Origin of the sequence: Acinetobacter sp. YH12241 (assembly GCF_013417535.1) — a bacterium.
GTDB lineage: Bacteria > Pseudomonadota > Gammaproteobacteria > Pseudomonadales > Moraxellaceae > Acinetobacter.
This window is the reverse complement of record NZ_VPDQ01000005.1, coordinates 125,393-151,286: the sequence shown is the minus strand read 5'-3', so window position 1 is coordinate 151,286 and position 25,894 is coordinate 125,393. Positions and strand designations below refer to the sequence as shown.

Here is a 25,894-nt window from a genome sequence, read left to right as displayed (position 1 = left end):
TTAATAGTTTTAAATTTTCTATAAAAAGCATACAGCTTAAGCAGGAAATTGACTTAGAAAGTTACAAATCTGATAAACGACTCTTGCCACTATAGCTAAGTTTCTGCTGACTAATCATAAAGCCAAAAATACCAGCAAAAACGTACATGACAATTGAATAAATACCCGCAGGGATGGCAATGGTGACATTATTCAGGACAGAAATCGCAATCGTCATGGATACAGTCGTATTATGAATGCCGACTTCGAAGGTGCAGGCGCGTGCCATCTTGTCTGGAATATCCATTAATAAAGGCAGGCAATAACCGAGAAACAGGCTGGAAAAACATAATATGGAAGTAGCAATCCCGATACTGGCAAAATATTCGATGATGTTAAAGCGCTCTTGGAAAATGGCATAGATCAAGAGCATGCTTAAAAAAGCGATAGATAGCAGCCGCATTGGCATATGTACAATATCTGAAAGCTTTGGAAATTTTGCCCGAATCAACATGCCGATCACAACCGGAATAATCGTAATCAGAAAAACCTGAGCCATTTTTTCAAGCGGTAAGCCGATGCCGGTATCCTGTCCTATAAAATAGTACAGGGACAGGTTCATAATAAAAGGTAAGGTGAAAATAGAAATAATCGTATTGATAGCGGTTAACGTGATATTAAGCGCCACATCACCTTTATAAAGATAGCTCAGCAGATTGGCAGTGGCACCTCCTGGAGAGGCAGCTAGCAGCATCATGCCTACAGCAAGCAATGGTGGCAGATCCAGTACCAGACAGATTAAAAAGGTTAAACCGGTTAAAATGACCAGTTGTGAGAATAAGACAATAAAAATCACCTTGGGATAACGACTAACATGCAGAAAATCCTTGACTGTTAACTGTAGTCCTAACCCCATCATCGTAATTGCCAAAGTAATCGGCAAAAACAAACTAAAAAACCCCGAATCCATGAAGTTTCCTTTTTATTATTCATTTTTTAGGTATGTTTTGAGTTTAGCGTAGATAAATAAATAAGCAATATAAAAACGGGTAAAATTTATGCATTTTACCCGTTAAGTTTCTGATTAAAAATATATTTAATCAGGTATATAGTGATTTACATCCCTGATTGAGATGGGGTTTGAGGCTGAGTTTGCATTTGTGACTGTGGACGTGGAGGGGTAAAGCCTAATGCACATTTACCATTGACCTGAGTGCCATTAATGGTTGCTGAAGTTTTGCCGCCTGAACTACAAGATGTATAAAGTTCAGGTTCATCGCCTTTGATATTGGTTGATGATGAAGGGAAGAACTGTTGCTGACAGGTACCATTCCAGATAATGCCGCGGTAAGCAAAACTTACAGGAGCGCCCTCTGATTTACCTTTACAAACTTGCTGGTATTTTTGGGCATTATAAACCTTCTCGACTTTATCATTTGCTGAGGCTGCAAATGGAGCGAAACATAGACCGCAGAGCGCTGTTGCTAGGAAAATATTCTTATTCATCATGTATACCTTTGTTTGTAATGTGACCACTTTATAGATTAAAAACTAATCAATATTAAACAATATGAGTCGGGTAACTTTTTGAGTTTAGATGTTTAATTTATATAGTAAGTATGCAAAGTTTAATTACATTGCTTTATTGGCTGGCAGAGTAAATTCCGAAGGATAAATTCAAGTGATTTTGTCAACTTTGGAAGGAAGTTTGCTATAATGTTCAGCTATCCTTTTTCTATCTCTCTATTTACCACTATGCACTATCCTAAAGTATACGATGTCATTGTTATCGGTGGCGGTCACGCAGGTACGGAAGCAGCACTGGCTGCAGCACGTATGGGTCGACAGACATTACTCTTAACTCATAACATTGAGACTTTAGGGCAGATGAGCTGTAACCCGGCCATTGGCGGGATCGGTAAATCACATTTAGTGCGTGAAATTGATGCCTTGGGCGGTGCAATGGCACTGGCTGCCGATAAAGGCGGTATTCAATTCCGTATTCTGAATTCACGTAAAGGCGCAGCAGTTCGTGCAACTCGTGCGCAGGCTGACCGTGTTCGTTATAAAGCGGCGATTCGTGAGACTTTAGAAAATCAAGCGAATCTGGATATCTTTCAGCAAGCAGCAGATGACCTGATTGTTGAAGGCGATACTGTTAAAGGTGTCGTGACCCAAATGGGTATTCGCTTTGATGCGAAAACTGTGGTGCTAACTGCAGGTACATTCTTGGGTGGTGTGATTCATATCGGTCTTAACAATGCTTCAGGTGGTCGTGCCGGCGATCCTCCTTCAATTTCATTGGCACATCGTTTACGTGAGTTAAACTTACCTGTAGGTCGTTTAAAAACAGGTACACCGCCACGTATTGATGCACGTTCAGTCGACTTCTCTGTCATGATACCGCAGCCGGGTGATTTCCCGTCTCCAACCATGTCATTTATGGGTGATGTGTCTATGCACCCTGAACAGGTGAATTGCTACATCACTCATACCAATGAACGTACTCATGAGATCATTCGTGGCGGTTTAGACCGTTCACCGATGTACACTGGTGTGATTGAAGGTGTAGGTCCACGCTATTGCCCATCGATTGAAGATAAGATTCATAAATTCGCTGATAAAGACTCCCATCAGGTCTTCCTTGAACCAGAAGGCCTGGATACACATGAGCTTTATCCAAATGGTATTTCTACTTCTTTACCATTTGATGTTCAGTTTGAATTGGTACGCTCAATCCGTGGTATGGAGAATGCGCACATTCTTCGTCCAGGTTATGCAATCGAATACGATTATTTCAACCCTCAAGCATTAAAGTTCACTTTGGAAACAAAAGCGATCAATAACCTGTACTTTGCTGGTCAAATCAATGGTACAACCGGTTATGAAGAAGCGGGCGCACAAGGCTTGCTTGCAGGCTTGAACGCTGCACGTCGTGCATGGGATCAAGAACAATGGACACCAAAACGTGATGAAGCATACATGGGCGTACTGGTTGATGACCTAATTACTTTAGGTACTAAAGAACCGTATCGTATGTTCACTTCACGTGCGGAATACCGTTTGATGTTGCGTGAAGATAATGCGGATCAGCGTTTAACACCAATCGGTCGTGAAATGGGTCTGGTTGATGACGAACGTTGGGCAGCTTACTGTGAAAAAATGGAAGCTGTAGAGAAAGAAACAGGTCGTTTGCAACACCTTTGGGCTGCACCAAACAATCCAATGGGTAAAAAATTCGTAGAAATGACGGGTGCGGATCTTTCTAAAGAATGTTCTGCAATTGATTTGTTAAAACGTCCAAACATCACCTTTGCTCAAATTGCAGAGCTCACAGGTTCTGAAGTTTCACCACAAGTGGGTGATCAAATTGAGATTGCGGTGAAATACGAAGGTTATATCAACCGTCAGCATCAAGACGTTGCACAAATGAAACGTTTAGAGGAAACCAAGATTCCTGCTGATTTTGACTATGATGTTGTTTCAGGTCTTTCTCGTGAAATTACATTGAAGTTAAAAGATATTCGTCCTGAAACACTGGCTCAAGCAAGCCGTATTCCGGGTGTAACACCTGCGGCAGTTCAATTGGTGATGATTACGATTCGTAAGAATGCCCAAGCGAAAAAATCTGCATAAGATTTTGAAGTGATAAAAAACCCGCGTAATGCGGGTTTTTTATATTTAATGAAGTTAAAAAAATTAAAAGATCAATTATTTCATGAATAAATTCAGTAATTTTGCTATGTTAATTATGGGAAATGTACAACAATGAAGCTAAAACATGGATAGAGAAAAATACATACGTGGCGCGATTTACGGTTTACTTGTTGGTGATGCGGTAGGTGTGCCTTATGAGTTTAAAGTGCCGAGCCAGCTGCCTGATATTGAACAAATTGATATGATTCCCCCAAAAGGATTTGCGCGGACTTATGCCAGTCTTCCAATTGGAACGTGGTCAGATGATGGTGCACAAGCATTATGTTTGTTGGCCTCATTGTTAGATCAAAATAAACTCAATCCTGAAGATTTTATGCAACGGATTTGCGATTGGTACCAATCAGGTTATATGGCTGTCGATGGTCAGGTATTCGATGTGGGAATTCAAACGGTTGATGCGATACATCGTTATCAATAGGGTATCTAGTTAAATCAAGTTGCGAAAAATGATGAATATGCCAATGGTAATGCTGCGCTGATGCGTGTATTGCCTTTAGCGCTCTGGCATCAAGGCTCTAATCGTGAATTAATAGAGGCGGCATTTATACAATCACATCTGACTCATGCGCATATCCGTTCTAAATTATGTTGTGCATTATATTGTTTATGGGTACGTAAAATTTTAGATGGTTGTTCTATTCAAGATTCATGGATAGAAGCAATTGAAATACTCAAGCGTGAATTGAGTGATCAGAATGGTGCGTTAGATGAGCTTGAGCACCATATTTTAAGTGATGACTGGGATCGACCGACAGGTACTGGCTATGTCGTAGATTGTTTAAAGTCGGCATATTACGCACTACAAGCTAGCGATTATGAAAAGGTGATTAAGACAGCAATTGCGCTGGGTAATGATACAGATACGACTGCATGTGTGGCGGGTGGTATAGCTGGTTTATATTATGGTGTAGATGCAATTCCATCATCTTGGATGAATCATTTACGAGGTAAAGAAATGGTGGAAGAATTGCTTGTGCAATGGTTGTAGAAATTTTCTAAAGAATGACTGCGATGATGTTGGGATTTGCTAAAATATTCAAAAGTTCCACATCTAGATCATTCCAATGCCATACCAACTCGTTGAACTCGATATCCAAGCCACAGACAACATCGCTTGCCCTCATTGCCATCAAGACATCATTAATTGGCAAGAAGAGCAGTATGTTCAACCCTGTGAACATACCTTATTTATTGCCATGGATATCGGCTTTGAATACATCACCGATGAATTTGAGCAAACTATGCGAAAAACAGTGGATGAACTGCATGCCAATGATGACATCGTCAACATGTTCGAAGAAATCACCACAAGTACTTATCCGAATTATCTGATTTTAAAATCGGATCTAGGCGCGGCAGGTTATTCACGTTATATCGGTTTAACAGTGTAAGAATCTCATTATTATATATAAGCAATAAAAAAGCACCCAAGGGTGCTTTTTTAATTTCAGGCCTGGCCTTCGACTTCTTCTACTTCATCGTCATCTGCACTGTCCATGCCGAGCTCTTTCAGCTTGCGGGTGAGGGTATTACGTCCCCAACCTAAAAGCTCCGCAGCATGACGCTTACGACCACGGGTTTGTTGTAGTGCAGCATTAATGAGTGTGCGTTCAAACATTGGTGTAGCCACATCTAACAGCTTCATTTCGCCGTTTTTCAGTTTCTGGATCGCCCATTGACCCAGTAACTCATCCCAATGATGCGGCGCAATTTGATTTAGGTTCGGAATTGGAGCACCCGGATCCTGTTGCTGAATTGGAATCTGTTTTAATTCAGGTGGCAGATCTTCAGGATAGACTTCACGGCCGGTAATCATCACAGTCAGCCAGCGACAAGTATTTTCAAGCTGACGCACGTTACCTTGCCAAGGCAGCTTCTGCATATATTCCTGAGTTTCAGGACGCAAGATTTTAGGATTTACACCCAGTTCTTTACCTGCACGCGCAAGGAAGTGCTGTGCCAGCATTGGAATATCTTCAGAGCGATGCGCCAGTTTAGGTATATGAATACGGATTACGTTTAGACGGTGATACAAGTCTTCACGGAAGCGGCCATCATGTACCAGCTTTTCCAGGTCCTGATGCGTTGCAGCCACAATGCGTACATCAACTTTAACCGGAATGTGACCACCTACACGATAGAATTCACCATCAGCCAGGACACGTAACAAACGCGTTTGTGTTTCAAAAGGCATGTCGCCAATTTCATCCAGGAATAGCGTACCGCCGTTAGCCTGTTCAAAACGGCCTTGACGCTGTGTATTTGCACCGGTAAAAGCGCCTTTTTCATGACCAAATAATTCAGTCTCAATCAGGTCTTTTGGAATAGCCGCCATGTTCAGTGCAATAAACGGTTTATTGCTACGCGGTGAATGGCGGTGTAGGGCATGCGCTACCAGTTCTTTACCTGTACCGGATTCACCATTAATCAGCACGGTAATGTGTGATTGAGACAAACGACCAATGGCACGGAAGACTTCCTGCATGGCAGGCGATTCACCAATGATCTCAGTCGATTGAATGGTTGGTGCAGATTTGGCAGATTCTTGCTGCTGTAATTTGGTGATATGTAAAATCGCACGATTGACCAGTGCCAATGCTTCATCAATATCAAATGGTTTTGGCAGGTATTCAAAAGCACCTGTTTGATAACTGGATACAGCAGATTCCAGATCCGAATGCGCCGTCATAATAATAACCGGCAAATCAGGATTGGTATTTTTCACCTTGCCTAAAAAGGTCAGACCATCAATACCTGGCATACGGATATCGGTTAGGATCACATCAGGTGCATCTACGCCCAACTGATCAAGTGCTGACTGGGCTTCTTCAAAACTAGTAACGTCGAAACCTTCTTCTTTAAATGTTTTTTCTAGTACCCAACGCATGGCACGATCGTCATCAATCACCCATATTTTATTTCGCGACATGATCTGACTCCCAAGGTAAAAATAAGCTAAATACGGTTTTTCCTGGAACTGACTGGCATTCAATCATTCCGTTATGTTGATGCATAATATTTTGAGCAATGCTGAGACCTAGTCCGGTACCTTTGGCACGGCTGGTCACCAGTGGATAGAACACGGCTTCGATAATATCGTCTGGAACACCAGGGCCATTATCTTCAATGTCGATTCGAACCACAGATCGGTGAATCACACCACTAATGGTATAAAGACGCTGAATCCGGGTTCTTAAAATGAGTTCCGGTTGATGCTCGACAAAGAAATCCTTGTTTTCTGTCATCGCCTGAACGGCATTCACGCAGATATTTAGCATGACCTGAATGAGCTGATCACGATCTGCCAGAACTTCCGGTAGGGACAGGTCATAGTCCCGGGTAATTTTAATTTTCTTTTTAGTTTGATTCACGATCAGTGAGCGGACACGTTCTAAAGGCTCATGCACATTGACCATTTCATAGCTTGGTAGCTGGCGTGAACCGAGCATGCTATCTGCCAGATTTCTCAGGCGATCCACTTCACTAATAATAATGTCAGTGAACTCTTTATATTTTGGATCTTCAAGGCTACGTGCCAGAAGCTGGGTTGCACCACGAATGCCACCGAGTGGATTCTTGATCTCATGTGCAACACCACGAATTAATTGGCGCGCAACTTGATGCTGCTGGATATAGTTTTCTTCACGTGAGATTTTCAGCATACGGTCACGCTGATTCAGCTCGATCAACAATAAAGGATGATTTGGCTTGCCCGCATTGAGCAGGGAAACCGTATAGTCCACATGAATGTCTTTAAAGTTGACGATGATCGTCGCCTCACGGCGAGTATAAGGTTGGCCGGTATACAGCGTGTTATAGAGTGATTCTTCAGTGTTGAATTCATCTGTCGGCGCTTGAAGTATGTTCAATACCGGCGTACCTGATGCGCGTAACAGGCTGACATCAAACATGGCCTCGCAGGCCGTATTTAAGTAATAAATATTCAGATGACTATCAACCAGCATAATGGCAGTGGTCAGGTTGTCCACCAAAAGGCGATAGTCGATGGAAAGAGGCTGATCCATTAGCGGTGGTTTTCCTGTATTAAAATGGCGCAATGGCATCTTCATAAAGCAAAATAACAATTTCAAAGTTCAGATTTGAGGCAAATTAAGCAAGATGCACGCCAACTTTAGAACTCTTGTTAAAATTTTGCTGAAAAATGCACGAAATCTGACGGGGATGCCCAATCAAACTCAGGTATAACGGATTAAATTGAGGCTGTAAACCTAAAATGATTCATTTTGGTGCATAAGCTTTTATATTGAATATTTTATGGCGTTATTTTAGTGCGTGATGCAAAGAGTGGCCATTTCAACTATTTTTATGATGCGAAAAGACATACAATACGCGCATTCTAGTGGAGCGCAGATTCATGAAGTCCCCCAAAGTCGGTTTTGTATCTTTAGGTTGTCCTAAGGCATTGGTAGATTCTGAACGAATTTTAACTCAGTTAAAGACTGAAGGTTATGATGTCGCATCGGATTATGACGGTGCTGATTTAGTAGTAGTAAATACCTGTGGTTTTATTGAATCTGCAGTACAAGAGTCTTTAGATGCCATCGGTGAAGCGATGAGCGCGAATGGTCGTGTTATCGTAACAGGTTGTCTAGGAAAAGACGAAGATAAAATTCGCCAAATGCACCCGAATGTCCTGAAAGTGACGGGTGCAGCAGCATATGAAGAAGTGATGGATGCGGTACATGAGTATGTTCCTGAGCCGCCAAAACACAATCCATTTATTGATCTGGTGCCTGAGCAGGGTATCCGTTTAACCCCTAAACATTATGCATACCTGAAAATATCAGAAGGCTGTAACCACCGTTGTACCTTCTGCATCATTCCAAGCATGCGTGGTGATCTGGTTTCCCGTCCAGTCGGTTCTGTGCTTGAAGAAGCTGCGGCACTGAAACGTTCAGGTGTCAAAGAAGTACTCGTGATCTCCCAGGATACTTCTGCTTATGGTGTCGACACCAAATACAAACTGGACTTCTGGAACGGCCAGCCAGTTAAAACCAAATTCTATGACATGTGTGAAGCATTGGGTCAATTGGGCATCTGGGTGCGTCTGCACTATGTCTATCCATATCCACACGTAGATGCTGTGATTGATTTAATGGCTCAAGGCAAAATCTTGCCTTATCTGGATATTCCATTCCAGCATGCCAGCCCAAGAATCCTGAAGCTGATGAAACGTCCAGCGCACAGTGAAAATACACTGGAGCGTTTAAAAGTTTGGCGTGAGAAATGTCCTGACTTGGTCATCCGTTCTACATTTGTGGTAGGTTTCCCGGGCGAAACGGAAGAAGATTTCCAGATGCTTCTGGACTGGCTGAAAGAAGCACAACTGGATCGCGTTGGCTGTTTTACTTACTCACCAGTTGAAGGTGCGACGGCGAATGATCTTCCAGACCATGTGCCGGAAGAGATCAAGCAAGAACGTTATGAACGTTTCATGCAGGTTCAGCAGGAAATTTCAGCAGCGAAGCTACAAAAACGTATTGGCCAGAAAATGACTGTGCTAGTCGATGATCTAGAAGAAGAATTCCCGGTTGCTGTAGCACGCTCATATGCGGATGCGCCTGAAATTGATGGTAATGTTTTTGTTGAAGATATCGACAAAAGTGTGATTAAGGCAGGGGATTTGCTTGAAGTCGAAATCACTGATGCAGATGAATATGATTTATTTGCTAAGCTGATCTCAATCAAGTCTGCTTAAGATTTTGAATTAAAAGAATTTATATTAAATAATTTGGAGTTTTATGATGTTGGATTCTAAAAAGCCACGATTTGGTCGCATCCTGCTAAAGCTATCTGGTGAAGCACTGGCAGGGAACAAAGACATGGGTATCGATGCACAAGTGCTCGATCAGATGTCACTTTCTATTGCGCATCTCGTGGGTTTGGGTGTACAAGTCGGTATCGTCGTGGGCGGTGGTAACCTGTACCGTGGTAGCCAGTTGCAAAAAGATGGTCTGGTAGGTCGTGTAACCGGTGACCAGATGGGTATGCTGGCAACTGTCATGAACGGTCTGGCATTACGTGATGCTTTGGTACGCCGTAATATCAAAACCCGTTTGATGTCTGCATTACCGATTGGTGCAGTGGTTGAATCTTATTCTAGCCGTGATGCGATTCGTCATCTGACTCAAGGTGAAGTGTGCGTATTTGTAGCGGGTACAGGTAATCCGTTCTTTACTACGGATACAGCAGCTTGTTTGCGTGGTATCGAGATTGAATCTGACCTGATCCTGAAAGCTACTAAGGTTGATGGTGTTTACAACAAAGATCCAAGCAAATACGAAGATGCCGTGAAATACGACACATTGACATTTGATCAGGTGTTGGACGAGAAGTTGGGCGTCATGGATTTAACTGCGATCTGCTTATGTCGTGACCACAATGTGCCACTTCAAGTATTTGACATGAACAAATCTGGCGCATTGCTTTCAGTGGTGATGGGTGAAAAAGAAGGAACTCACGTCACCAATTAATGACGTGAGCTACAAAGCCCTTTATACTACCTCCTAATTTAGTAAATACATCTTTTAAGAATTAAGTAAGGAAGATCATATGATTAACGATCTTAAAAAAGACGCAGAAGAGCGTATGAACAAGTCTCTTGACTCGTTAGAACATGGTTTCGCTAAAGTTCGTACCGGACGTGCGCATCCATCAATTTTGAACGGCGTCATGGTTCCTTACTACGGCTCTGATGTGCCATTGAATCAGGTTGCAAACGTAGGCGTGGAAGATTCACGTACATTGCTGGTTCAACCATTTGAACGTTCAATGGTTGCTGCGATTGATAAGGCGATCCGTGAGTCTGATCTTGGTTTGAACCCGATTACTGCTGATGCGATCCGTGTACCGATGGCTGCACTAACTGAAGAAACCCGTCGTGACATGCAGAAAGTTGCACGTAACGAAGCTGAAAATGCCAAAGTTGCGATCCGTAATATCCGTCGTGATGTATTGGGTGACATCAAAGCATTGTTGAAAGAAAAAGAAATTTCTGAAGATGATGAACGTCGTGCATCTGACGAAATTCAGAAAATCACAGACAAATTTGTTGCTGAAGTAGACAAACGCTTGGCTGCGAAAGAAGCTGAATTGATGAAGGTCTAATTCATCAATGACCGCTTCTGAAGAAAATTCCCGTCTTCCAAAACATGTTGCCATCATCATGGATGGCAACAATCGTTTTGCCAAAAAAAATCAGATGCAGAAAGGCGATGGACACCGTGAAGGAAAAACGGTTCTAGACCCGATTGTTGAACATTGTAGAAAAAGAAATATCCAGGCTTTAACGGTCTTTGCATTCTCCAGCGAAAACTGGAACCGTCCCCAATATGAGGTCGACCTGCTCATGAAGTTGTTGGAAGACACGATTCATGAACAGTTGCCACGTATGCAAAAATTTAATATTGCTTTACGTTTTATTGGTGATCGGTCGCGTTTATCTCCTGAACTGCAAGCATTGATGTTGCAAGCAGAACAAAGGACTGCTAATTTCGATAGTATGACGCTTACCATTGCAATCAGCTATGGTGGAATGTGGGACATGGCACAAGCTGCAAAGCAGATTGCTGCGGATGTTTTAACAAATAAATTAGATCTTGAAGCAATTGATACTGATGTGTTCGGTCAATATGTCAGTTTGAGTGACTTGCCGCCTGTTGATCTGCTGATTCGTACCGGTGGAGATTTCCGCCTGTCCAATTTCCTGCTCTGGCAGGCAGCATATGCAGAGCTGTATTTTACTGAGACCTTATGGCCAGAATTTACCGTAGAGGAATTCGATGACGCACTTGCTGTATTTGGCGGGCGCGAACGTCGTTTTGGTAAAACATCAGAGCAGATTCTTCAAGAAAGACTTGAGAATTAATACACATGTTTGAGCGGATTATAACCGCATTGGTGCTGGTCGCAGTCGTACTGAGCTGTATGTTTGCGACCAAATCACAATATCCAATGTTCGCATTGATGGTTGTGGCTGCCGGGGTGGCAGGCTATGAGTGGTTTAAACTCATGCCGCGAAAATGTAAAAATGTAATCAAGCCAGTGGCGTGGGGTTATGGTCTACTGACTGCAGCCTTATCTGCACTGGCTTTATACTATTGGGATGTGGCCTTATTATTATGGTCGGCATCTATCCTGACCTGGTTGCTGAGTATCTACTGGGTTAAAACCTATCCTGATTATGATGGCTGGTACAATGTCAGCTTGCACGGCATCGGGATTGTACTGGTTTCTGCTGCTGTTACAGCAATCTTCTCGGTTTGGCTAAACTCCCCATGGTGGTTGATGTACCTGTTTCTGCTGGTATGGGGTGCAGACAGTGGCGCTTACTTTGTTGGACGCAAATTCGGCAAGAAAAAACTCGCACCAAATGTCAGCCCAAACAAGTCGGTAGAAGGTCTATACGGCGGTATTCTTACCTCCATGCTCATCGTGGTTGTCGTCGCTTCACTTTATCTGGATATGACCTGGCCAGAGCTATGTCTGTTCCTGATCCTTTCTGTTATTACCGTGTTTAGTTCAGTGCTAGGTGATTTGTTTGAATCCATGATTAAGCGTCGTGCTGGAATCAAGGATTCGGGCCGTATTTTGCCGGGTCATGGTGGTGTACTAGATCGTATTGATTCTTTGCTTGCTGCAGCTCCTATCTTTGCAACAGGCATATATGTTTTAAAACTTATTGGCGTAGATTTATAAATGTCACAAGCTGTTTGTATACTGGGTGCTACAGGTTCAATTGGTCAAAGTACTTTAAAAATTTTGCAGCAACATCCTGAAGCTTACTCGGTTTTCGCTGTGACAGCGCAAAGTCGTATTACTGAGCTGGCAGAAATCTGTCGGCAGTACCGTCCTAAAGTGGCTGTAGTGCCTGCAAATAAGGTCGATGAGCTTTCTCAGTTGCTACAAGTGCAGGGCTTATCAGATATCGAAATTCTTCAGGATGAAGCGGGCTTAATTTCAGTCGCAGAGCATGCTGATGTTGATATTGTGATGGCAGCAATAGTCGGGGCGGCAGGCCTGCTTCCTACATTGGCTGCAGTCAAAGCGGGTAAGCGTGTCCTGTTGGCCAATAAAGAAGCCTTGGTCATGTCCGGCGACATCATGATGCAAGCCGCGCGAGATTATGGTGCATTATTATTGCCTGTCGACTCTGAACATAATGCAATTTTCCAGTGCCTGCCTCAAAACTACTTTGATGCCGAACGTAATGGTCAACCTAAGCTCGGTGTTCATCAGATTTTACTGACTGCTTCTGGCGGTCCATTCCTGAACCATTCGCTTGAACAATTGCATGATGTGACACCTGCTCAAGCCTGCAAACATCCTAACTGGTCAATGGGGCAAAAGATTTCCGTAGATTCCGCTACTTTAATGAATAAGGGACTGGAACTTATCGAAGCGTGTCATTTGTTTGCAGTTCAAGAACAATTTGTTACAGTTGTTGTGCATCCACAGAGTATTATTCATTCCATGGTGCAATATGTGGACGGGTCAACATTGGCACAAATGGGCAACCCGGATATGGGCACGCCAATTGCACATGCTTTGGCATGGCCACAACGGATCAGTACCCATATCCCGGCTCTGGATTTGTTTAAGCATTCACAACTGAATTTCCAGGAACCGGATGTGGTTCGTTTTCCGGCACTGAAATTAGCGCGTCAAGCCATGAAGAGTGGTGGAATTGCGCCTACAATTTTGAATGCGGCCAATGAAATTGCAGTTGCTGCATTTTTAAATCAGCAAATCAGATTTACCCAAATTCCTCAGGTGGTTGAAACTGTCCTGAACCAGATGGACAATCAACCAGCACACGATCTGGATACTATCCTGCATGCAGATCACACAGCACGAGGTTTATCACAGCAATATGTTGTGAATAAAGGAAGTTAAGACATGAACGCCTTGTTTATTATTGCAGCCGCAATCCTATTACTCGGTCCCTTAATTGCGATTCACGAGTTTGGTCACTACATTGTGGCACGTAAACTGGGCGTTAAAGTACTGGTCTATTCCATTGGCTTTGGGCCAACCCTCCTAAAATGGACTTCCAAAAAATCCGGTATCCAATATCAGCTTTCAGCTTTGCCTTTGGGTGGCTATGTCAAAATGCTGGACGAGCGTGAAGGCAGTGTGGCAGAAGAAGACTTGCCTAAAGCCTTTAACCGTCAGCATCCCTGGAAACGTATTGCCATCGTTGCTGCGGGTCCTCTCATTAACCTGCTTTTAGCCGTTGTCCTGTTTTGGGTACTTTTTTTACCTGCACAAGAACAGCTGAATACTCGTGTAGGTAAGGTCTTACCAAACACACCTGCAGCCACTGTACAGATGCAGCCTGGTGACAAGATTGTCGCTGTAGATGGTACACAAGTCGAAACTTGGGAAAAACTGAGTTATGCCTTGGTGGATCGTGTGGGTGAAACTGGTGTGGTCTCGATTCAGGCGGACCGTGCGGGTGAAAACAAGATATTCCAGTTACCAATTCAGGACTTTCTTAAAGATCAAAGTCAGTCACCTCTTGATACATTAGGTTTCTTGCCATATCGTCCGGAAATTCCGGCTGTGGTGAGCAAACTGAGTGAAGATGGTGCAGCCATTCGTCAGGGTCTTAAAGAAGGTGACAAGATTCTGGCGATTGATGGTGTACAGATGAAAGACTGGTTCGATGTGGTACAAGTGGTACAGGCATCACCAGAAAAATTACTTAAGATAGATGTATTACGTGGTAATCAGGTCGTGCATCTTCAGGTCATGCCGCAAGGCAAACGTGACAATATGGGGAATGTAACCGGTATGCTCGGAGTGCAAAGCGATCCGGGTAAGGTGACAATTCCTGCTGAATATAAACAGACGATTCACTATACGCCTGTTGAGGCGATGGTGATGGCCTTTGACAAGACAGCACATCTGTCTTCAATGATTCTGAACTCGATCGTCAAAATGGTACGTGGTCTGATTGGTCTGGATAATCTTTCAGGCCCGATTACCATTGCCAAAGTGGCGGGACAAAGCGCGGAAATGGGTTGGGAAACTTTTATTTCCTTTATGGCGCTAATGAGTGTAAGTTTAGGGATATTAAACTTATTGCCAATCCCAATGCTTGATGGCGGACATCTGGTTTATTATTTTATCGAATTAATTCGTGGTAAACCTGTTTCTGAACAAATACAATTGGTTGGATTAAAAATTGGTATGGTACTGCTCGGCAGTATGATGCTTTTGGCATTATTTAATGACTTTATGCGTTTATAATAACGTAAATGGAATAATTAACAGCGGAAAAGACTGGCATGCAGCACACACATTTATTTATGCCTTTGGCACTCGTTAGTGCAATGGCAGTAGCACAACAAGTATATGCGGCAGAAGACTTCATTGTACAAGATATAAAATTTGATGGATTGGTACGTTTAACTCCAGAAAATGTGTACGGCTTGGTGCCAATCAACAGTGGTGATCGGGTGAATGATCCGATCATTGCCAATGCGATTCGTAGCCTGTATGCATCTGGACTATTTGATGACATCAAAGCCGTTCAACAGGGCAATACCTTGGTATTCCAGGTCGTAGAACGTCCGATAATTTCGAAAATTGAGCTGAAAGGCAATAAGCTGATTCCAAAGGAAGCACTGGAAGAAGGCCTGAAAAAAATGGGTCTGGCTGAAGGTGAGGTGCTGAAGAAATCTGCACTGCAAACAGTCGAAACCGAGCTGGAACAGCAATATATGCAGCAAGGTCGTTATGATGCTGATATTACGGTAACAACGACACCGCGACCAAATAACCGCGTTGAAGTGCTGATTGATTTTGTTGAAGGTAAAGCCGCTAAAGTTTTTGATATCAATATTATCGGTAATACTGTCTTTAAAGAATCAGATATCAAACAGGCATTCGCTGTTAAAGAAAGTGGCTGGAGCTCGGTCATTTCGCGTAATGACCGTTATGCACGTGAAAAAATGGCTGCGAGTTTGGAAGCTTTACGTGCGATGTATCTGAACCGCGGTTACATCAACTTCAATATTACCAATTCAAGTCTGAATCTGAGTGAAGATAAAAAGAATGTCTTTATTGAAGTTTCAGTGAATGAAGGCGAACAGTTTAAGTTTGGACAAACCAAATTCCTAGGCGATGCGCTTTATAAACCTGAAGAGCTACAAGCTTTGCAGTTGTATAAAGAAGGTGATACCTATTCTCAGGAACGAGTGAATGCGGTCAAGCAGCTATTGCTACGTAAATATGGTAATGCTGGTTATTATTATGCTGAAGTAAATGTTGTACCTCAAATTAATAATGAAACTAAACAAGTTGACCTGAACTACTATATTAATCCGGGTCAACAAGTGACTGTACGTCGGATCAACTTCACAGGTAATTCTAAAACTGCCGATGAAGTATTGCGTCGCGAAATGCGCCAGATGGAAAGTGCGCTGGCAAGCAATGAGAAGATTGACCTGTCTAAAGTACGTTTAGAACGTACTGGTTTCTTTAAAACAGTTGATATCAAACCTGTTCGTATTCCAGGATCACCAGATCAAATTGATTTGAATGTGGCAGTTGAAGAGCAGCATTCAGGTACCAGTACTCTAGCTGTTGGTTTCTCGCAAAGTGGTGGTGTAACATTCCAGGCTGGTCTAAGTCAAACTAACTTCCTGGGCACAGGGAATAGTGTTTCGATTGATCTGTCACGTTCTGAAACTCAAGATTATTATAACTTGAGTGTAATGGATCCGTACTTCACGATTGATGGTGTACGTCGCGGTTATAATCTTTACTACCGTAAAACAAAGCTGGATGATGACTATAACGTAAATAACTATGTTACAGACAGCTTGGGTGGTGGTATTAACTTTGGTTATCCAATTGATGAGAACCAGAGTGTAAGCCTGGGTCTGAATATAGACCAGACTGAAGTGACCACAGGGCCATATGTATCTACATATGTGGCTGACTATTTGGAACGTAATGGTGGTAAAGAAACCAAGCGTGGTGACTTCTGTCCAGGTCAGGTTGAATCTGCAACAGGCAACTGTGTAGATGCAAATGGTGCTCCACTTGATACTATTTCATATGGTCAAGAGTTTAAAGGCGATTTCTTGACCTATAACCTGAATCTGGGCTGGTCTTATAATACCTTGAACCGTCCAATGTTCCCGACTACAGGTATGTCACATCGTGTCAATGCAGAAATTGCCTTGCCAGGTAGTGATGTGGAATATCAAAAGCTCACCTATGACGCACAGGCTTTCTTCCCATTAGGCAAAGACTTTGTTCTGCGTGGTTATGGCCGTTTAGGCTATGGTAATGATCTGCCTTTCTATAAGAACTTCTATGCCGGTGGTTATGGTTCGGTACGTGGTTATGAAAACAGTACCTTAGGTCCTAAATATCCAGGCGTATATTTCTCTGACATCGGCCGAACTGATCCATCCCCAGAAGAAGTGGGCGGTAATGCTTTAGTTCAGTTTGGTACTGAGTTAGTTCTGCCTGTTCCATTTAAGGGAGATTGGGCGCGTCAGGTTCGTCCGGTACTCTTTGCTGAAGGTGCTCAAGTATTTGATACTCAGTGTGATGTATCTAATGATAATATTTTCGTGAATGGCAGCTCGATTAGTGGTAAACAGTACTGTAAAGATAACTTTGGTTTCGATGCAGGCAATATGCGTTATAGCGTAGGTGCTGGTTTCACCTGGATTACCATGATTGGTCCATTATCACTGAGCTATGCATACCCGTTGAATGATAAAGACGGTGATGAAACTCAAAATGTTCAGTTCGAAATTGGGCGTACTTTCTAAGAAGATTTTGATCTTAAATACAAATTTTGCTCATGAAGCCATCAGGTTTTGTGAGCAAAATTTTTTGAATGGGTAAAAACATGAAAAAAATGATGATGGCAATGGGTATTGCTTTAGCGGGTTTAACTTCATTGTCACATGCCGATGATTACGGAATCGTTGATCTGGAAAAAGTGGTACAAAACAGTACTTATTTAAAGCAGCAAAATGCCACTCTGGAAAATGAAATCAAGCCGCAAACTGCACAGATTGCACAGTTTCAAAAAGACCTTACTGCAATCAAGCAAAAAGGTCAGGCTGCAAAAACACAGGCAGAACGTGAAAAAATAGCCAAAGAATTTGAAGGCAAAGCGACTCAACTGGCAGGTGTGCAGCAACAGGTACAGGCAACCGTGCAAACGCGCATGCAAAGTGTGAATAAAGCTTTTGAAGGAAATCTGAAGCGTGCTGCTGAACAATTGCGCCAAGAAAACAAGCTAGATGTGGTTTTAAATAAAAATTCCGTACTTGCTTATGACGCGAAGTATGATTTAACTGATAAAATGATTCAAAAGGTTAATGCAATTAAATAATCGATGAATCATCAAAAACTTCAGTTAGCTGACCTCGCTCGTCTTGTACAAGGTGAGTATGTAGGTCAGGCAGATTTATGTTTGAGAGGTTTGGCAAGTCTTGAAAATGCAACCTCTCATGACCTTGCATTTGTCAATGCAGATAAATATCTCGAACAGGCAGCTCAGAGTAAGGCGGGCGCTTTAATTGTGACTGCTGAATTAAAAGAGCAGCTAACTTCCCAGCAGAACTTCATTGTCGTAGCCAATCCTTATCTGGCTTTTGCAATTCTGACTCACGTTTTTGAGAAAAAACATACGATTCAGGGAATTGAAAGTACCGCACAAATTCATCCATCTGCCATCATTGCTGACAGTGCCTATATTGGCCACTATGCCGTTATTGGTGAGAATTGTGTGGTGGGTGAAAATACGATTATCCAGTCACACGTTCAGATCGACGACCAGGTTGAAATTGGTCGGGACTGTTTTATTGATGCACATGTGACTTTAACAGGTGCTACAAAAATCGGTAATCGTGTTCGGATCCATGCCAATACCGTAATTGGTAGTGAAGGTTTTGGGTTTGCACCTTATCAAGGGAAATGGCATCGAATTGCCCAGTTGGGTTCAGTCTGTATTGCAGATGATGTCCGGATCGGTTCAAACTGTAGTATTGACCGGGGTGCACTGGATGACACAATTCTGGAACAAGGTGTCATTATTGATAATCTTGTGCAAATTGCCCATAACGTCAAGATTGGTGAAAACACTGCGATCGCAGCCAAATGCGGGATTGCTGGCAGTACCACGATTGGCAAAAACTGTATTCTCGCGGGGGCTTGTGGGGTAGCAGGACACCTACATATTACCGATAATGTGACCTTGACAGGAATGTCAATGGTGACAAATAACATTACTGAAGAAGGTACTTATTCTTCAGGCATGGGATTGTTGCCAAATCAGCAATGGAAACGCACAGTGGTTCGCTTAAGACAATTAGCAGATGTGCCATTGACCCAGTTAGTGAAACGATTGGATCATATGCAATCTCAAATTGAGTCCATTGAATCAACATTTAAGTTGCGTAAATAATTATGATGACAGAGTCGAATTTGCCTACATTCACGAAGCCTGAATTGCCAATGAATATTCAAAAGATTCGTGAATATTTGCCCCATCGCTATCCATTTCTGCTGGTAGATCGCGTTGTTGATATTACCGAAAATGGCATTGTTGGTTATAAAAACGTCTCAATTAATGAAGAGTTTCTGCAAGGCCATTTTCCGAACTATCCAATCATGCCAGGCGTATTGATTGTAGAGGCATTAGCACAGATCTCAGGTATTCTTGGTTTTGTCATGAATAATGAAACTCCAAAAGAAGGTTCATTATTCCTTTTTGCTGGCGCTGAAAAGGTTCGATTTAAAAAACAAGTGGTTGCTGGTGACCAATTAGTACTTAAATCTGAATTAGTGATGCAAAAACGTGGCATTTATAAATATAATTGCATTGCCACAGTAGATGGCATTGTCGCAACAACCGCGGAAATTATGGTTTCCCATCTGAAAGTCGAGCAGGCATGAGCAATAATCCCCTAATTCATCCAACTGCCATCATTGACGCATCTGCAGTAATTGCTGCAGATGTACAGATTGGCCCTTACTGTATTATTGGGCCAAATGTCACGATTGGTGCTGGTACCAAACTGCATTCACATGTCGTGGTGGGTGGTTTCACACGTATTGGTGAACATAATGAAATTTTTCAGTTTGCCAGTGTCGGTGAAGTCTGCCAGGATCTGAAATATGCAGGTGAGGAAACCTGGCTGGAAATTGGTGATTATAACAAGATCCGTGAACACTGCAGTCTGCACCGTGGTACGGTGCAAGACAAAGGTATTACCAAGATTGGCAGTCATAACCTGTTAATGGTAAATACCCATATTGCACATGACTGTATGGTTGGTGATCATAATATTTTCGCAAATAATGTCGGTGTAGCGGGTCACGTACACGTAGGCGATTATGTCGTGATTGGTGGTAACTCAGGTATTCACCAGTTCTGTAAAATTGACTCTTACAGCATGATTGGTGGTGCTTCACTGATTCTGAAAGATGTTCCTGCCTATGTGATGGTATCGGGTAACCCGGCCCATGCATTTGCCATGAATGTTGAAGGCATGCGTCGTAAAGGCTGGTCGAAAGACGTAATTAACGGTTTACGTGAATCCTTTAAGCTGATTTACAAATCTGGCTTAACGACTCAGGAAGCTATTGAGAAAATCCGTAACGAGATTCTTCCAGAAGTTTCTGAAGCACAACGTCTGATTGATTCACTCGAACAATCCAAGCGTGGCATCGTGCGCTAAGCTAAAGAAATGAAAGTAGAATTAAAAAAAGACACCTTCGTGGTGTCTTTTTTTATGGGACTTTTTATTTACTTAAAAAATTTAACTTCTTCAGCTTTCGGATAGTTCTTGAGTAGTTTCGCTTTATATTGCGAAGCAAGAGTAGTGTTCTTTTCTACATCCTTACTAATATTATAAAGCTGATAAAGGGCAGTAGAGGCTTTTGCAGAATTTGGATAGCGGTCAACCACAATCAGATAATTCTTCTTTGCTTCATTAAAATTCGGTGGGTCAATGGACAGGTTAAATTCGGCTAACCAGAAGTGAGCATTGCTGATATAGACACTATTCGGATTATTCTTGATAAAATTCTGCATGGGTGCAATAGCTTTAGCTGCACCACCATTTTTATAGGCATCCAGTGCAATGGTATAAGCCGCTTTTTCCTGCTCACTCGGCTGTTGCGTTGTGGATGCCTGATGAGTGGCTACTGGAGCATTAGAGCTTAAACTGGGAGAAATATCCTGTTGGTTATCCTCCGCGGAGGTATCTTCAGCAGGTTCAATTTTTTGCTGCAACAGTTCAAGACGTTGATCCAGATCGGCATAGCGGTTGGTTAATTCGCTCTTTAATCTCTCGATCTCATTTTCTTGTTCTTCGATTTTTCCACGTAAACTGCGTAGATCATTTTCAAGCTGCTGGTTTTTTTGCATAAGCTGCCAGCTGGTATTGGTCTGAGGTGCATCTGCGCCTGTAGCAATGGCAGATTGAGTGCTGATATTATTTGATTGAGCACCTTGGCTGAGTCCACGTGATTCGATAGGAATCGCAGCAAAAAGAGAGGTTGTACAGAGTGCAGTGAGGGCACACAATACCTGTTTCTTAAACATCATATAAGTTCCATGATTCTTGGCGAGATTATGTATCCGCAGCTCATTTATTCTAAAAGAGATAACTCGTTTATAGCTTCACATTTAAAACGGCATTTTTAGAAATTGCAACAAGGTTTTACAAAGATCATGTGAATTTCGATATTCATGAATTAATTGTGAAGAATATTAAAAAACCAACATATTGGAGCATATTGTTTTTAAAATAATCAAACGGATAGCATATGCTGAAAATTTGAAATACAGCCCTTGCAACTTCAATAAAAATCTCTATACTCTGTTCCTGTAATGGTAGCCCTGCCGGTTACTTCGCAATTGTACTCTATGAACCCCGCCAGGACCGGAAGGTAGCAACGGTAGTAGATCTATGATGTGCCGGAGCTTTGCTGGTAGGGTTGCCACCAGATTTATAATTATAAAATTTCTCTATTCTCTCTTTATTTTTCAATCTTAATTTTTATTGTATTTCATTCCTTTAATATTTACTTTCAGATTTCTATCCAGAGCTGCTTTCGTGGATGTTTATATTGTTTGGAATATTGAAATTCAATTATGAAAATAGACTATCTTAATTTGAGCTTTTGAAAGCTTTTTGTTGTTTGGGATTAGTTGTAATAAGGGAAACTATTTAAGCAGGATGGCAAAGAAGAAAATAAAAAATAGCCTAAGCGTAATTTTCACAAATACAAAAGAACTAATCTTCGGCCTTGCGGCTAATCGCTTTCATGATCGCATCCATTTCAAAACCGCGATACATCAGAAAACGGATCTGTTTAGCTTTAAGTTTTGGATCTTTCGTCACTTCTGGACCATATTTTCTAAGTTTCAGTTCATAAGCCTGTTGTACCCAGTCCGTTTCTTTGAGTTCTTCACTGATCAGGGCAGTATCAATTTTTTTGCTTTTCAGCTTCATTTTAATCTGATTGGGACCTTTGCCTTTACGCTTTTGGCTCGACAACATGATTTCAGCGACACGTTGATCACTTTGATAGTTTTCTCTAGATAGCTCTTCCACCAAAGTGACCACTTCATTGCGATCTTCTGCATAAAGCGCCAGTTTCTCAATGAGTTCAGCTTTGGAGTATTCTTTGCGAGTCAATACAGCAAAGGCATAAGAACGCAAACGGGTGCCAGTTAGACCGGGTTTATTCTGCTCTTTATCGGAGTTACCAAATAAGCTGTCTTCCGGATCAAATTCTGGCAAAGCCTGTGACTTAACAGGTGCAGGAGTGACTGAATCTTCAGCATCACCAAACTGCTGTTTAATCGCATCATAGTCCAAAAGTTTGCTGAATTTTGCGTCTGACATATTGATCTCGATTAAAATATCTATTCCATAATAACAAAAACGCCCCGTAGGGCGCTCTGTTATAACGTTTAAGGATTATGCATCCAGAAAGTCTGCTGGTTCTTCTTCGTCTTTATCTTCGACTACTTTGCCTGTAGTAAGCAGTTGCTCACGGATCAGTTTTTCAATAGTATCCGCCAGTTCTTTGTGTTCTTCAAGATAACGGATGGTATTGTTCTTACCTTGGCCAATCTTGTCGCCTTGATATGAATACCATGCACCCGCTTTTTGAACGATTTCTTGCTGTACTGCAAGATCAATCAGTTCACCAAGATGGTTAACACCTTTACCATACAGAATCTGGAACAGAGCTTCTCTGAATGGAGGTGCCATTTTGTTTTTCACAACTTTGACTTTGGTTTCAGAACCTACAATCTCGTCGCCTTCTTTCACCTGACCGATACGGCGAATATCCAGACGTACAGAAGCGTAGAATTTAAGTGCATTACCACCAGTTGTGGTTTCCGGGCTACCGAACATTACACCAATCTTCATACGGATCTGGTTAATGAAAATCACCATACAGTTTGAACGCTTGGCATTACCGGTAATTTTACGCAGTGCCTGGCTCATCAAACGTGCTTGCAGCCCCATATGTGAGTCACCCATTTCGCCTTCAATCTCGGCACGAGGCGTCAATGCAGCAACAGAGTCGACTACGATCAGGTCAATCGCACCAGAACGTACCAGCATGTCAGCGATTTCAAGTGCCTGTTCACCGTTGTCTGGTTGAGAAACCAGCAGGTTATCAATATCTACACCGAGTTTACGGGCATATTGAGGATCAAGCGCGTGCTCGGCATCGATGAATGCACATGTACCGCCAGCTTTTTGACATTCAGCAATCGCTTGCAATGTCATTGTGGTCTTACCTGAAGATTCAGGACCATAAATCTCGATAATACGGCCTTTCGGTAAACCACCAATACCGAGTGCAATATCAAGCGTTAAAGAGCCTGTAGATACAGCTTCAACTGCTTGCACGGTATTGTCACCAAGACGCATCACTGTGTTTTTACCAAACTGTTTTTCAATCTGGCTTAAGGCAGCATTGAGCGCCTTGTTTTTATTCTCATCCATCTTACAACCTCAATACGATGTCACAAACTTAGTACTCAAGTGGATGTCTTACATTAGAGCTTCGTTCCACAGGAATATAGTGACAGAAATTTCCCTTGTGTTCTATAAAATCCAGCAGTGTTACGACACATGCTGACGCTTGAATTTAATCATCATTATATGACCAATGTTGATCAAAGTTCTGACTATTTTCATTCTTGAATCGACTGATGTCTCGACGATCTTTTTTGCTTGGCCGATGATCGGGACGCGCTAGATTATGCAACTTTCTTTGTGATGCAATCAATTCCCGGCGAGCGATACTGACTTCAGTTTCTTCATACAGTTTCTGTGCCACAGGTGCAGGACCACGAACATCAGAAAGTTCTTTTACAACTACGGTTTTTTTGTCGATACCTTGCTGAATCGTCAACTCCATACCCACACGGACTTCGCGAGATACTTTTACACGCTCACCATTATGATGGACTTTACCGCCCTCAATAGCATTCTTGGCAATGGAACGGGTTTTAAAAAAACGTGCCGCCCACAGCCATTTATCTATACGCATGCCTACCGCATCTTCGGGTAAAGACGATTTACGCATATTGCTTGTTTACCTCAGACTGATTTAAATGAGTGATTAAATCTGTTAATTGGTGCAGCATCGGGTAATTGCAAGTCTGGCGTGCAACTTTACTGGAAGAAGGTTGCTGGATGCAGAACAGGTTCTGGATGCCATAAGCCTTGGCGCCATTCAGGACTTTTTCGGTATCATCAATAAAATAGACCTGCTCAGGATCAAAGGGGTGCAAAGCATTCAGACCTTGCCAGAATTCTACAAATTCCTTGGCATGTCCAATGCTTTCCGAGCTGACAATGACATTGAAATAATCTTTGAGATTCAGATGATCCAGTTTGAAGGCGAGTCCTGCACAGTCGGCATTGGTGGCAAGCCAGATCGGATAGCCATTATTTTTAAGATAATCGAGTAATTCCAGGCAATAAGGGCGTAAGCTAACTTTATCTTTATGCTCAATTTGCATGGCCAGAACATCGACTTCGACTTTAGCCGTCCAGAAGCGAGAAGAGTACCAGTTTAGGGTATGATTATGTTGCTGATAGAATGCATAAAGCGTTTCGCGGCTCTGTTCCAGACTACAGCCATGTGTTTCAGCATAACGGACCGGTAATAACTCGTTCCAGATGAAATCATCGTAGGCAAGATCAAGTAAAGTTCCGTCCATATCAAAAATGACAGGCGGTTTTTCTGAGCAATTCGACATATAAGGTTTTCTATGTTTAAAGCGACAATAGCACCACAAGATCCGATGATTTTGCAGTTTGTGCCCATTTTGACACAGGCCTGTGAAATTTTGCGAGAAGAATATCAGCGTTATTGTTCAGGTGCTGCGTTTGATATTGTCAAGAAAAGTGATGATTCTCCTGTGACCCAGGCAGACTATCGGGTGAATAGTTATTTAACCCAAGCTTTAGCGGAAATCTCAGAATTGCCTTTATTGTCAGAAGAGGGGCAGCAGGATCAGCGTCATGCCTGGACAGATTTCTGGTTACTTGATCCTCTGGATGGCACTAAAGAGTTTTTGCATCAGCGCCCAGAATTCACTATTAACTTGAGTCTGGTCAGAGGCAGTCTGACTACCTTTGCGATTCTGGCGGTTCCTGCGCAGCAGCTAATTTATTTCTGTCCTGAAGAAGGCTTGCCGATTAAATACGATATTCAGAATCAGGCATGGTTTGGCTATGAGTCAGCTACCGATCATCAGGATGTCTTTGTCGGTCTGAGTCAGAGCAGTCAGCAGAAGCCAAAATATATCGAGTATCTGCAAAGCCTGGCTAAACTTGGCGCGTACACCGAGTTCAAGGCAGGAAGTGCCTATAAATTCTGCATGATCCTTGAAGACCGGGTAGATATTTATCCTCGTTTCCATCCAACCTCTGAGTGGGATACCAGTGCCGGTCAATGCATGCTCGAGCGGATTGGCGGAGGGTTGGTTGATCTGGAAGGTCGGCCATTCATCTACAATCAGCGCAAGACCTTACTGAATGGCGGGTTTATCGCCTATAAGAATGAAGCAATGAAAGCACTGGCTTTACGGGCACTGGCAGACATGCAAGACAATGATTGAGCTCATAGCCGTTCATGGTATAGTGAGGAAGAT

Annotated in this window: 24 protein-coding genes, 1 other RNA gene and 1 pseudogene; 17 read left to right on the top strand and 9 right to left on the bottom strand. The window is 42.5% G+C overall.

Annotated elements, in window-relative coordinates:
* Nucleotides 1-61: 61 nt before the first annotated feature.
* Nucleotides 62-949: a bile acid:sodium symporter family protein gene (locus FTV18_RS04990; protein WP_180017656.1), complete on the bottom strand. Its 888-nt coding sequence runs from the start codon at nucleotides 947-949 to the stop codon at nucleotides 62-64.
* A gap of 146 nt (nucleotides 950-1,095) precedes the next feature.
* Nucleotides 1,096-1,485 carry a hypothetical protein gene (locus FTV18_RS04985; protein WP_051065385.1) on the bottom strand — a complete coding sequence of 130 codons (390 nt, stop codon included), beginning with the start codon at nucleotides 1,483-1,485 and terminating at the stop codon, nucleotides 1,096-1,098.
* A gap of 249 nt (nucleotides 1,486-1,734) precedes the next feature.
* Here FTV18_RS04985 and mnmG point away from each other — a divergent pair, with 249 nt between their 5' ends.
* The 3 genes and pseudogenes from mnmG to FTV18_RS04970 all read left to right on the top strand — a co-directional run bounded on the left by mnmG (nucleotide 1,735) and on the right by FTV18_RS04970 (nucleotide 5,087).
* Nucleotides 1,735-3,615 (top strand): tRNA uridine-5-carboxymethylaminomethyl(34) synthesis enzyme MnmG, encoded by a 1,881-nt coding sequence (gene mnmG / locus FTV18_RS04980; protein WP_180017739.1) that lies wholly within the window; start codon nucleotides 1,735-1,737, stop codon nucleotides 3,613-3,615.
* A 145-nt stretch (nucleotides 3,616-3,760) separates the two neighbouring features.
* A pseudogene (locus FTV18_RS04975) lies at nucleotides 3,761-4,684 on the top strand (ADP-ribosylglycohydrolase family protein).
* Between the two features lie 76 nt (nucleotides 4,685-4,760).
* Complete coding sequence (locus tag FTV18_RS04970; RefSeq protein ID WP_179992306.1) at nucleotides 4,761-5,087, top strand: hypothetical protein; 327 nt, start codon at nucleotides 4,761-4,763, stop codon at nucleotides 5,085-5,087.
* A 56-nt stretch (nucleotides 5,088-5,143) separates the two neighbouring features.
* Here FTV18_RS04970 and glnG read toward each other — a convergent pair whose 3' ends face one another.
* Nucleotides 5,144-6,625, bottom strand: a complete 1,482-nt coding sequence (glnG, locus tag FTV18_RS04965; RefSeq protein WP_005235270.1) for a nitrogen regulation protein NR(I) — start codon at nucleotides 6,623-6,625, stop codon at nucleotides 5,144-5,146.
* Nucleotides 6,612-7,721, bottom strand: coding sequence for a nitrogen regulation protein NR(II) (gene glnL, locus FTV18_RS04960; protein ID WP_180017658.1), 1,110 nt, complete (start codon nucleotides 7,719-7,721; stop codon nucleotides 6,612-6,614). The genes glnG and glnL overlap by 14 nt, the downstream gene beginning before the upstream one ends.
* 350 nt (nucleotides 7,722-8,071) lie before the next feature.
* Between glnL and rimO the strand changes: the two genes are divergently transcribed.
* The 12 genes from rimO to lpxA all read left to right on the top strand — a co-directional run bounded on the left by rimO (nucleotide 8,072) and on the right by lpxA (nucleotide 20,435).
* Entirely contained in the window at nucleotides 8,072-9,415 is a 1,344-nt protein-coding gene (rimO, locus tag FTV18_RS04955; RefSeq protein ID WP_004786172.1) for a 30S ribosomal protein S12 methylthiotransferase RimO, read from the top strand.
* A 46-nt stretch (nucleotides 9,416-9,461) separates the two neighbouring features.
* Complete coding sequence (pyrH, locus tag FTV18_RS04950; RefSeq protein ID WP_004786170.1) at nucleotides 9,462-10,190, top strand: UMP kinase; 729 nt, start codon at nucleotides 9,462-9,464, stop codon at nucleotides 10,188-10,190.
* 79 nt (nucleotides 10,191-10,269) lie between these two features.
* Nucleotides 10,270-10,824 carry a ribosome recycling factor gene (frr, locus tag FTV18_RS04945; RefSeq protein ID WP_005235283.1) on the top strand — a complete coding sequence of 185 codons (555 nt, stop codon included), beginning with the start codon at nucleotides 10,270-10,272 and terminating at the stop codon, nucleotides 10,822-10,824.
* A gap of 7 nt (nucleotides 10,825-10,831) precedes the next feature.
* The gene (gene uppS / locus FTV18_RS04940; protein WP_179992307.1) at nucleotides 10,832-11,584 is read left to right on the top strand and encodes a polyprenyl diphosphate synthase; all 753 of its coding nucleotides are present in this window, start codon (nucleotides 10,832-10,834) and stop codon (nucleotides 11,582-11,584) included.
* Nucleotides 11,585-11,589: 5 nt separating this feature from the next.
* Nucleotides 11,590-12,414, top strand: coding sequence for a phosphatidate cytidylyltransferase (locus FTV18_RS04935; protein WP_034702638.1), 825 nt, complete (start codon nucleotides 11,590-11,592; stop codon nucleotides 12,412-12,414).
* Nucleotides 12,415-13,611: a 1-deoxy-D-xylulose-5-phosphate reductoisomerase gene (gene ispC / locus FTV18_RS04930; RefSeq protein ID WP_180017660.1), complete on the top strand. Its 1,197-nt coding sequence runs from the start codon at nucleotides 12,415-12,417 to the stop codon at nucleotides 13,609-13,611.
* A gap of 3 nt (nucleotides 13,612-13,614) precedes the next feature.
* Entirely contained in the window at nucleotides 13,615-14,970 is a 1,356-nt protein-coding gene (gene rseP, locus FTV18_RS04925) for an RIP metalloprotease RseP (RefSeq protein ID WP_034702634.1), read from the top strand.
* 38 nt (nucleotides 14,971-15,008) lie between these two features.
* Nucleotides 15,009-17,513, top strand: coding sequence for an outer membrane protein assembly factor BamA (gene bamA, locus FTV18_RS04920; protein ID WP_180017662.1), 2,505 nt, complete (start codon nucleotides 15,009-15,011; stop codon nucleotides 17,511-17,513).
* Between the two features lie 80 nt (nucleotides 17,514-17,593).
* The gene (locus tag FTV18_RS04915) at nucleotides 17,594-18,085 is read left to right on the top strand and encodes an OmpH family outer membrane protein (protein ID WP_218945543.1); all 492 of its coding nucleotides are present in this window, start codon (nucleotides 17,594-17,596) and stop codon (nucleotides 18,083-18,085) included.
* Nucleotides 18,086-18,088: 3 nt separating this feature from the next.
* The gene (gene lpxD, locus FTV18_RS04910) at nucleotides 18,089-19,159 is read left to right on the top strand and encodes a UDP-3-O-(3-hydroxymyristoyl)glucosamine N-acyltransferase (protein ID WP_180033303.1); all 1,071 of its coding nucleotides are present in this window, start codon (nucleotides 18,089-18,091) and stop codon (nucleotides 19,157-19,159) included.
* Nucleotides 19,160-19,164: 5 nt separating this feature from the next.
* On the top strand, nucleotides 19,165-19,650 hold the full coding sequence (fabZ, locus tag FTV18_RS04905) for a 3-hydroxyacyl-ACP dehydratase FabZ (protein WP_171064833.1): 486 nt from the start codon (nucleotides 19,165-19,167) through the stop codon (nucleotides 19,648-19,650).
* Nucleotides 19,647-20,435: an acyl-ACP--UDP-N-acetylglucosamine O-acyltransferase gene (gene lpxA / locus FTV18_RS04900; RefSeq protein WP_004786156.1), complete on the top strand. Its 789-nt coding sequence runs from the start codon at nucleotides 19,647-19,649 to the stop codon at nucleotides 20,433-20,435. Before fabZ ends, lpxA begins: the two co-directional genes overlap by 4 nt.
* Nucleotides 20,436-20,503: 68 nt before the next feature.
* Here lpxA and FTV18_RS04895 read toward each other — a convergent pair whose 3' ends face one another.
* On the bottom strand, nucleotides 20,504-21,307 hold the full coding sequence (locus FTV18_RS04895; protein ID WP_180017668.1) for a YbgF trimerization domain-containing protein: 804 nt from the start codon (nucleotides 21,305-21,307) through the stop codon (nucleotides 20,504-20,506).
* A 295-nt stretch (nucleotides 21,308-21,602) separates the two neighbouring features.
* Between FTV18_RS04895 and ffs the strand changes: the two genes are divergently transcribed.
* Nucleotides 21,603-21,699: signal recognition particle sRNA small type (gene ffs / locus FTV18_RS04890), an RNA gene on the top strand.
* A gap of 299 nt (nucleotides 21,700-21,998) precedes the next feature.
* Here the strand turns inward: ffs and FTV18_RS04885 are convergent.
* The 4 genes from FTV18_RS04885 to FTV18_RS04870 form a co-directional block, all read right to left on the bottom strand.
* Nucleotides 21,999-22,613: a regulatory protein RecX gene (locus FTV18_RS04885; protein ID WP_180017671.1), complete on the bottom strand. Its 615-nt coding sequence runs from the start codon at nucleotides 22,611-22,613 to the stop codon at nucleotides 21,999-22,001.
* 75 nt (nucleotides 22,614-22,688) lie between these two features.
* Nucleotides 22,689-23,732 (bottom strand): recombinase RecA, encoded by a 1,044-nt coding sequence (recA, locus tag FTV18_RS04880; protein ID WP_004786150.1) that lies wholly within the window; start codon nucleotides 23,730-23,732, stop codon nucleotides 22,689-22,691.
* A 145-nt stretch (nucleotides 23,733-23,877) separates the two neighbouring features.
* The gene (locus tag FTV18_RS04875) at nucleotides 23,878-24,318 is read right to left on the bottom strand and encodes an RNA-binding S4 domain-containing protein (RefSeq protein ID WP_004786147.1); all 441 of its coding nucleotides are present in this window, start codon (nucleotides 24,316-24,318) and stop codon (nucleotides 23,878-23,880) included.
* Nucleotides 24,311-24,997, bottom strand: a complete 687-nt coding sequence (locus tag FTV18_RS04870) for an HAD hydrolase-like protein (RefSeq protein ID WP_004786146.1) — start codon at nucleotides 24,995-24,997, stop codon at nucleotides 24,311-24,313. The genes FTV18_RS04875 and FTV18_RS04870 overlap by 8 nt, the downstream gene beginning before the upstream one ends.
* A 12-nt stretch (nucleotides 24,998-25,009) precedes the next feature.
* Here FTV18_RS04870 and FTV18_RS04865 point away from each other — a divergent pair, with 12 nt between their 5' ends.
* Nucleotides 25,010-25,861 carry a 3'(2'),5'-bisphosphate nucleotidase CysQ gene (locus FTV18_RS04865; RefSeq protein ID WP_180017673.1) on the top strand — a complete coding sequence of 284 codons (852 nt, stop codon included), beginning with the start codon at nucleotides 25,010-25,012 and terminating at the stop codon, nucleotides 25,859-25,861.
* The last annotated feature ends 33 nt before the right edge of the window (nucleotides 25,862-25,894 follow it).

What these genes read in the sequence shown, in the direction of transcription:
- glnG (WP_005235270.1), bottom strand. Translation starts at nt 6,625, where the DNA reads ATGTCGCGAAATAAAATATGGGTGATTGATGACGATCGTGCCATGCGT.
- FTV18_RS04915 (WP_218945543.1), top strand. Translation starts at nt 17,594, where the DNA reads ATGAAAAAAATGATGATGGCAATGGGTATTGCTTTAGCGGGTTTAACT.
- lpxA (WP_004786156.1), top strand. Translation starts at nt 19,647, where the DNA reads ATGAGCAATAATCCCCTAATTCATCCAACTGCCATCATTGACGCATCT.
- FTV18_RS04875 (WP_004786147.1), bottom strand. Translation starts at nt 24,318, where the DNA reads ATGCGTAAATCGTCTTTACCCGAAGATGCGGTAGGCATGCGTATAGAT.
- lpxD (WP_180033303.1), top strand. Translation starts at nt 18,089, where the DNA reads ATGAATCATCAAAAACTTCAGTTAGCTGACCTCGCTCGTCTTGTACAA.
- bamA (WP_180017662.1), top strand. Translation starts at nt 15,009, where the DNA reads ATGCAGCACACACATTTATTTATGCCTTTGGCACTCGTTAGTGCAATG.
- FTV18_RS04885 (WP_180017671.1), bottom strand. Translation starts at nt 22,613, where the DNA reads ATGTCAGACGCAAAATTCAGCAAACTTTTGGACTATGATGCGATTAAA.
- ispC (WP_180017660.1), top strand. Translation starts at nt 12,415, where the DNA reads ATGTCACAAGCTGTTTGTATACTGGGTGCTACAGGTTCAATTGGTCAA.
- fabZ (WP_171064833.1), top strand. Translation starts at nt 19,165, where the DNA reads ATGACAGAGTCGAATTTGCCTACATTCACGAAGCCTGAATTGCCAATG.
- FTV18_RS04970 (WP_179992306.1), top strand. Translation starts at nt 4,761, where the DNA reads ATGCCATACCAACTCGTTGAACTCGATATCCAAGCCACAGACAACATC.
- rimO (WP_004786172.1), top strand. Translation starts at nt 8,072, where the DNA reads ATGAAGTCCCCCAAAGTCGGTTTTGTATCTTTAGGTTGTCCTAAGGCA.
- FTV18_RS04895 (WP_180017668.1), bottom strand. Translation starts at nt 21,307, where the DNA reads ATGATGTTTAAGAAACAGGTATTGTGTGCCCTCACTGCACTCTGTACA.
- mnmG (WP_180017739.1), top strand. Translation starts at nt 1,735, where the DNA reads ATGCACTATCCTAAAGTATACGATGTCATTGTTATCGGTGGCGGTCAC.
- pyrH (WP_004786170.1), top strand. Translation starts at nt 9,462, where the DNA reads ATGTTGGATTCTAAAAAGCCACGATTTGGTCGCATCCTGCTAAAGCTA.
- FTV18_RS04935 (WP_034702638.1), top strand. Translation starts at nt 11,590, where the DNA reads ATGTTTGAGCGGATTATAACCGCATTGGTGCTGGTCGCAGTCGTACTG.
- rseP (WP_034702634.1), top strand. Translation starts at nt 13,615, where the DNA reads ATGAACGCCTTGTTTATTATTGCAGCCGCAATCCTATTACTCGGTCCC.
- FTV18_RS04990 (WP_180017656.1), bottom strand. Translation starts at nt 949, where the DNA reads ATGGATTCGGGGTTTTTTAGTTTGTTTTTGCCGATTACTTTGGCAATT.
- FTV18_RS04870 (WP_004786146.1), bottom strand. Translation starts at nt 24,997, where the DNA reads ATGTCGAATTGCTCAGAAAAACCGCCTGTCATTTTTGATATGGACGGA.
- glnL (WP_180017658.1), bottom strand. Translation starts at nt 7,721, where the DNA reads ATGGATCAGCCTCTTTCCATCGACTATCGCCTTTTGGTGGACAACCTG.
- uppS (WP_179992307.1), top strand. Translation starts at nt 10,832, where the DNA reads ATGACCGCTTCTGAAGAAAATTCCCGTCTTCCAAAACATGTTGCCATC.
- FTV18_RS04865 (WP_180017673.1), top strand. Translation starts at nt 25,010, where the DNA reads ATGTTTAAAGCGACAATAGCACCACAAGATCCGATGATTTTGCAGTTT.
- recA (WP_004786150.1), bottom strand. Translation starts at nt 23,732, where the DNA reads ATGGATGAGAATAAAAACAAGGCGCTCAATGCTGCCTTAAGCCAGATT.
- frr (WP_005235283.1), top strand. Translation starts at nt 10,270, where the DNA reads ATGATTAACGATCTTAAAAAAGACGCAGAAGAGCGTATGAACAAGTCT.
- FTV18_RS04985 (WP_051065385.1), bottom strand. Translation starts at nt 1,485, where the DNA reads ATGAATAAGAATATTTTCCTAGCAACAGCGCTCTGCGGTCTATGTTTC.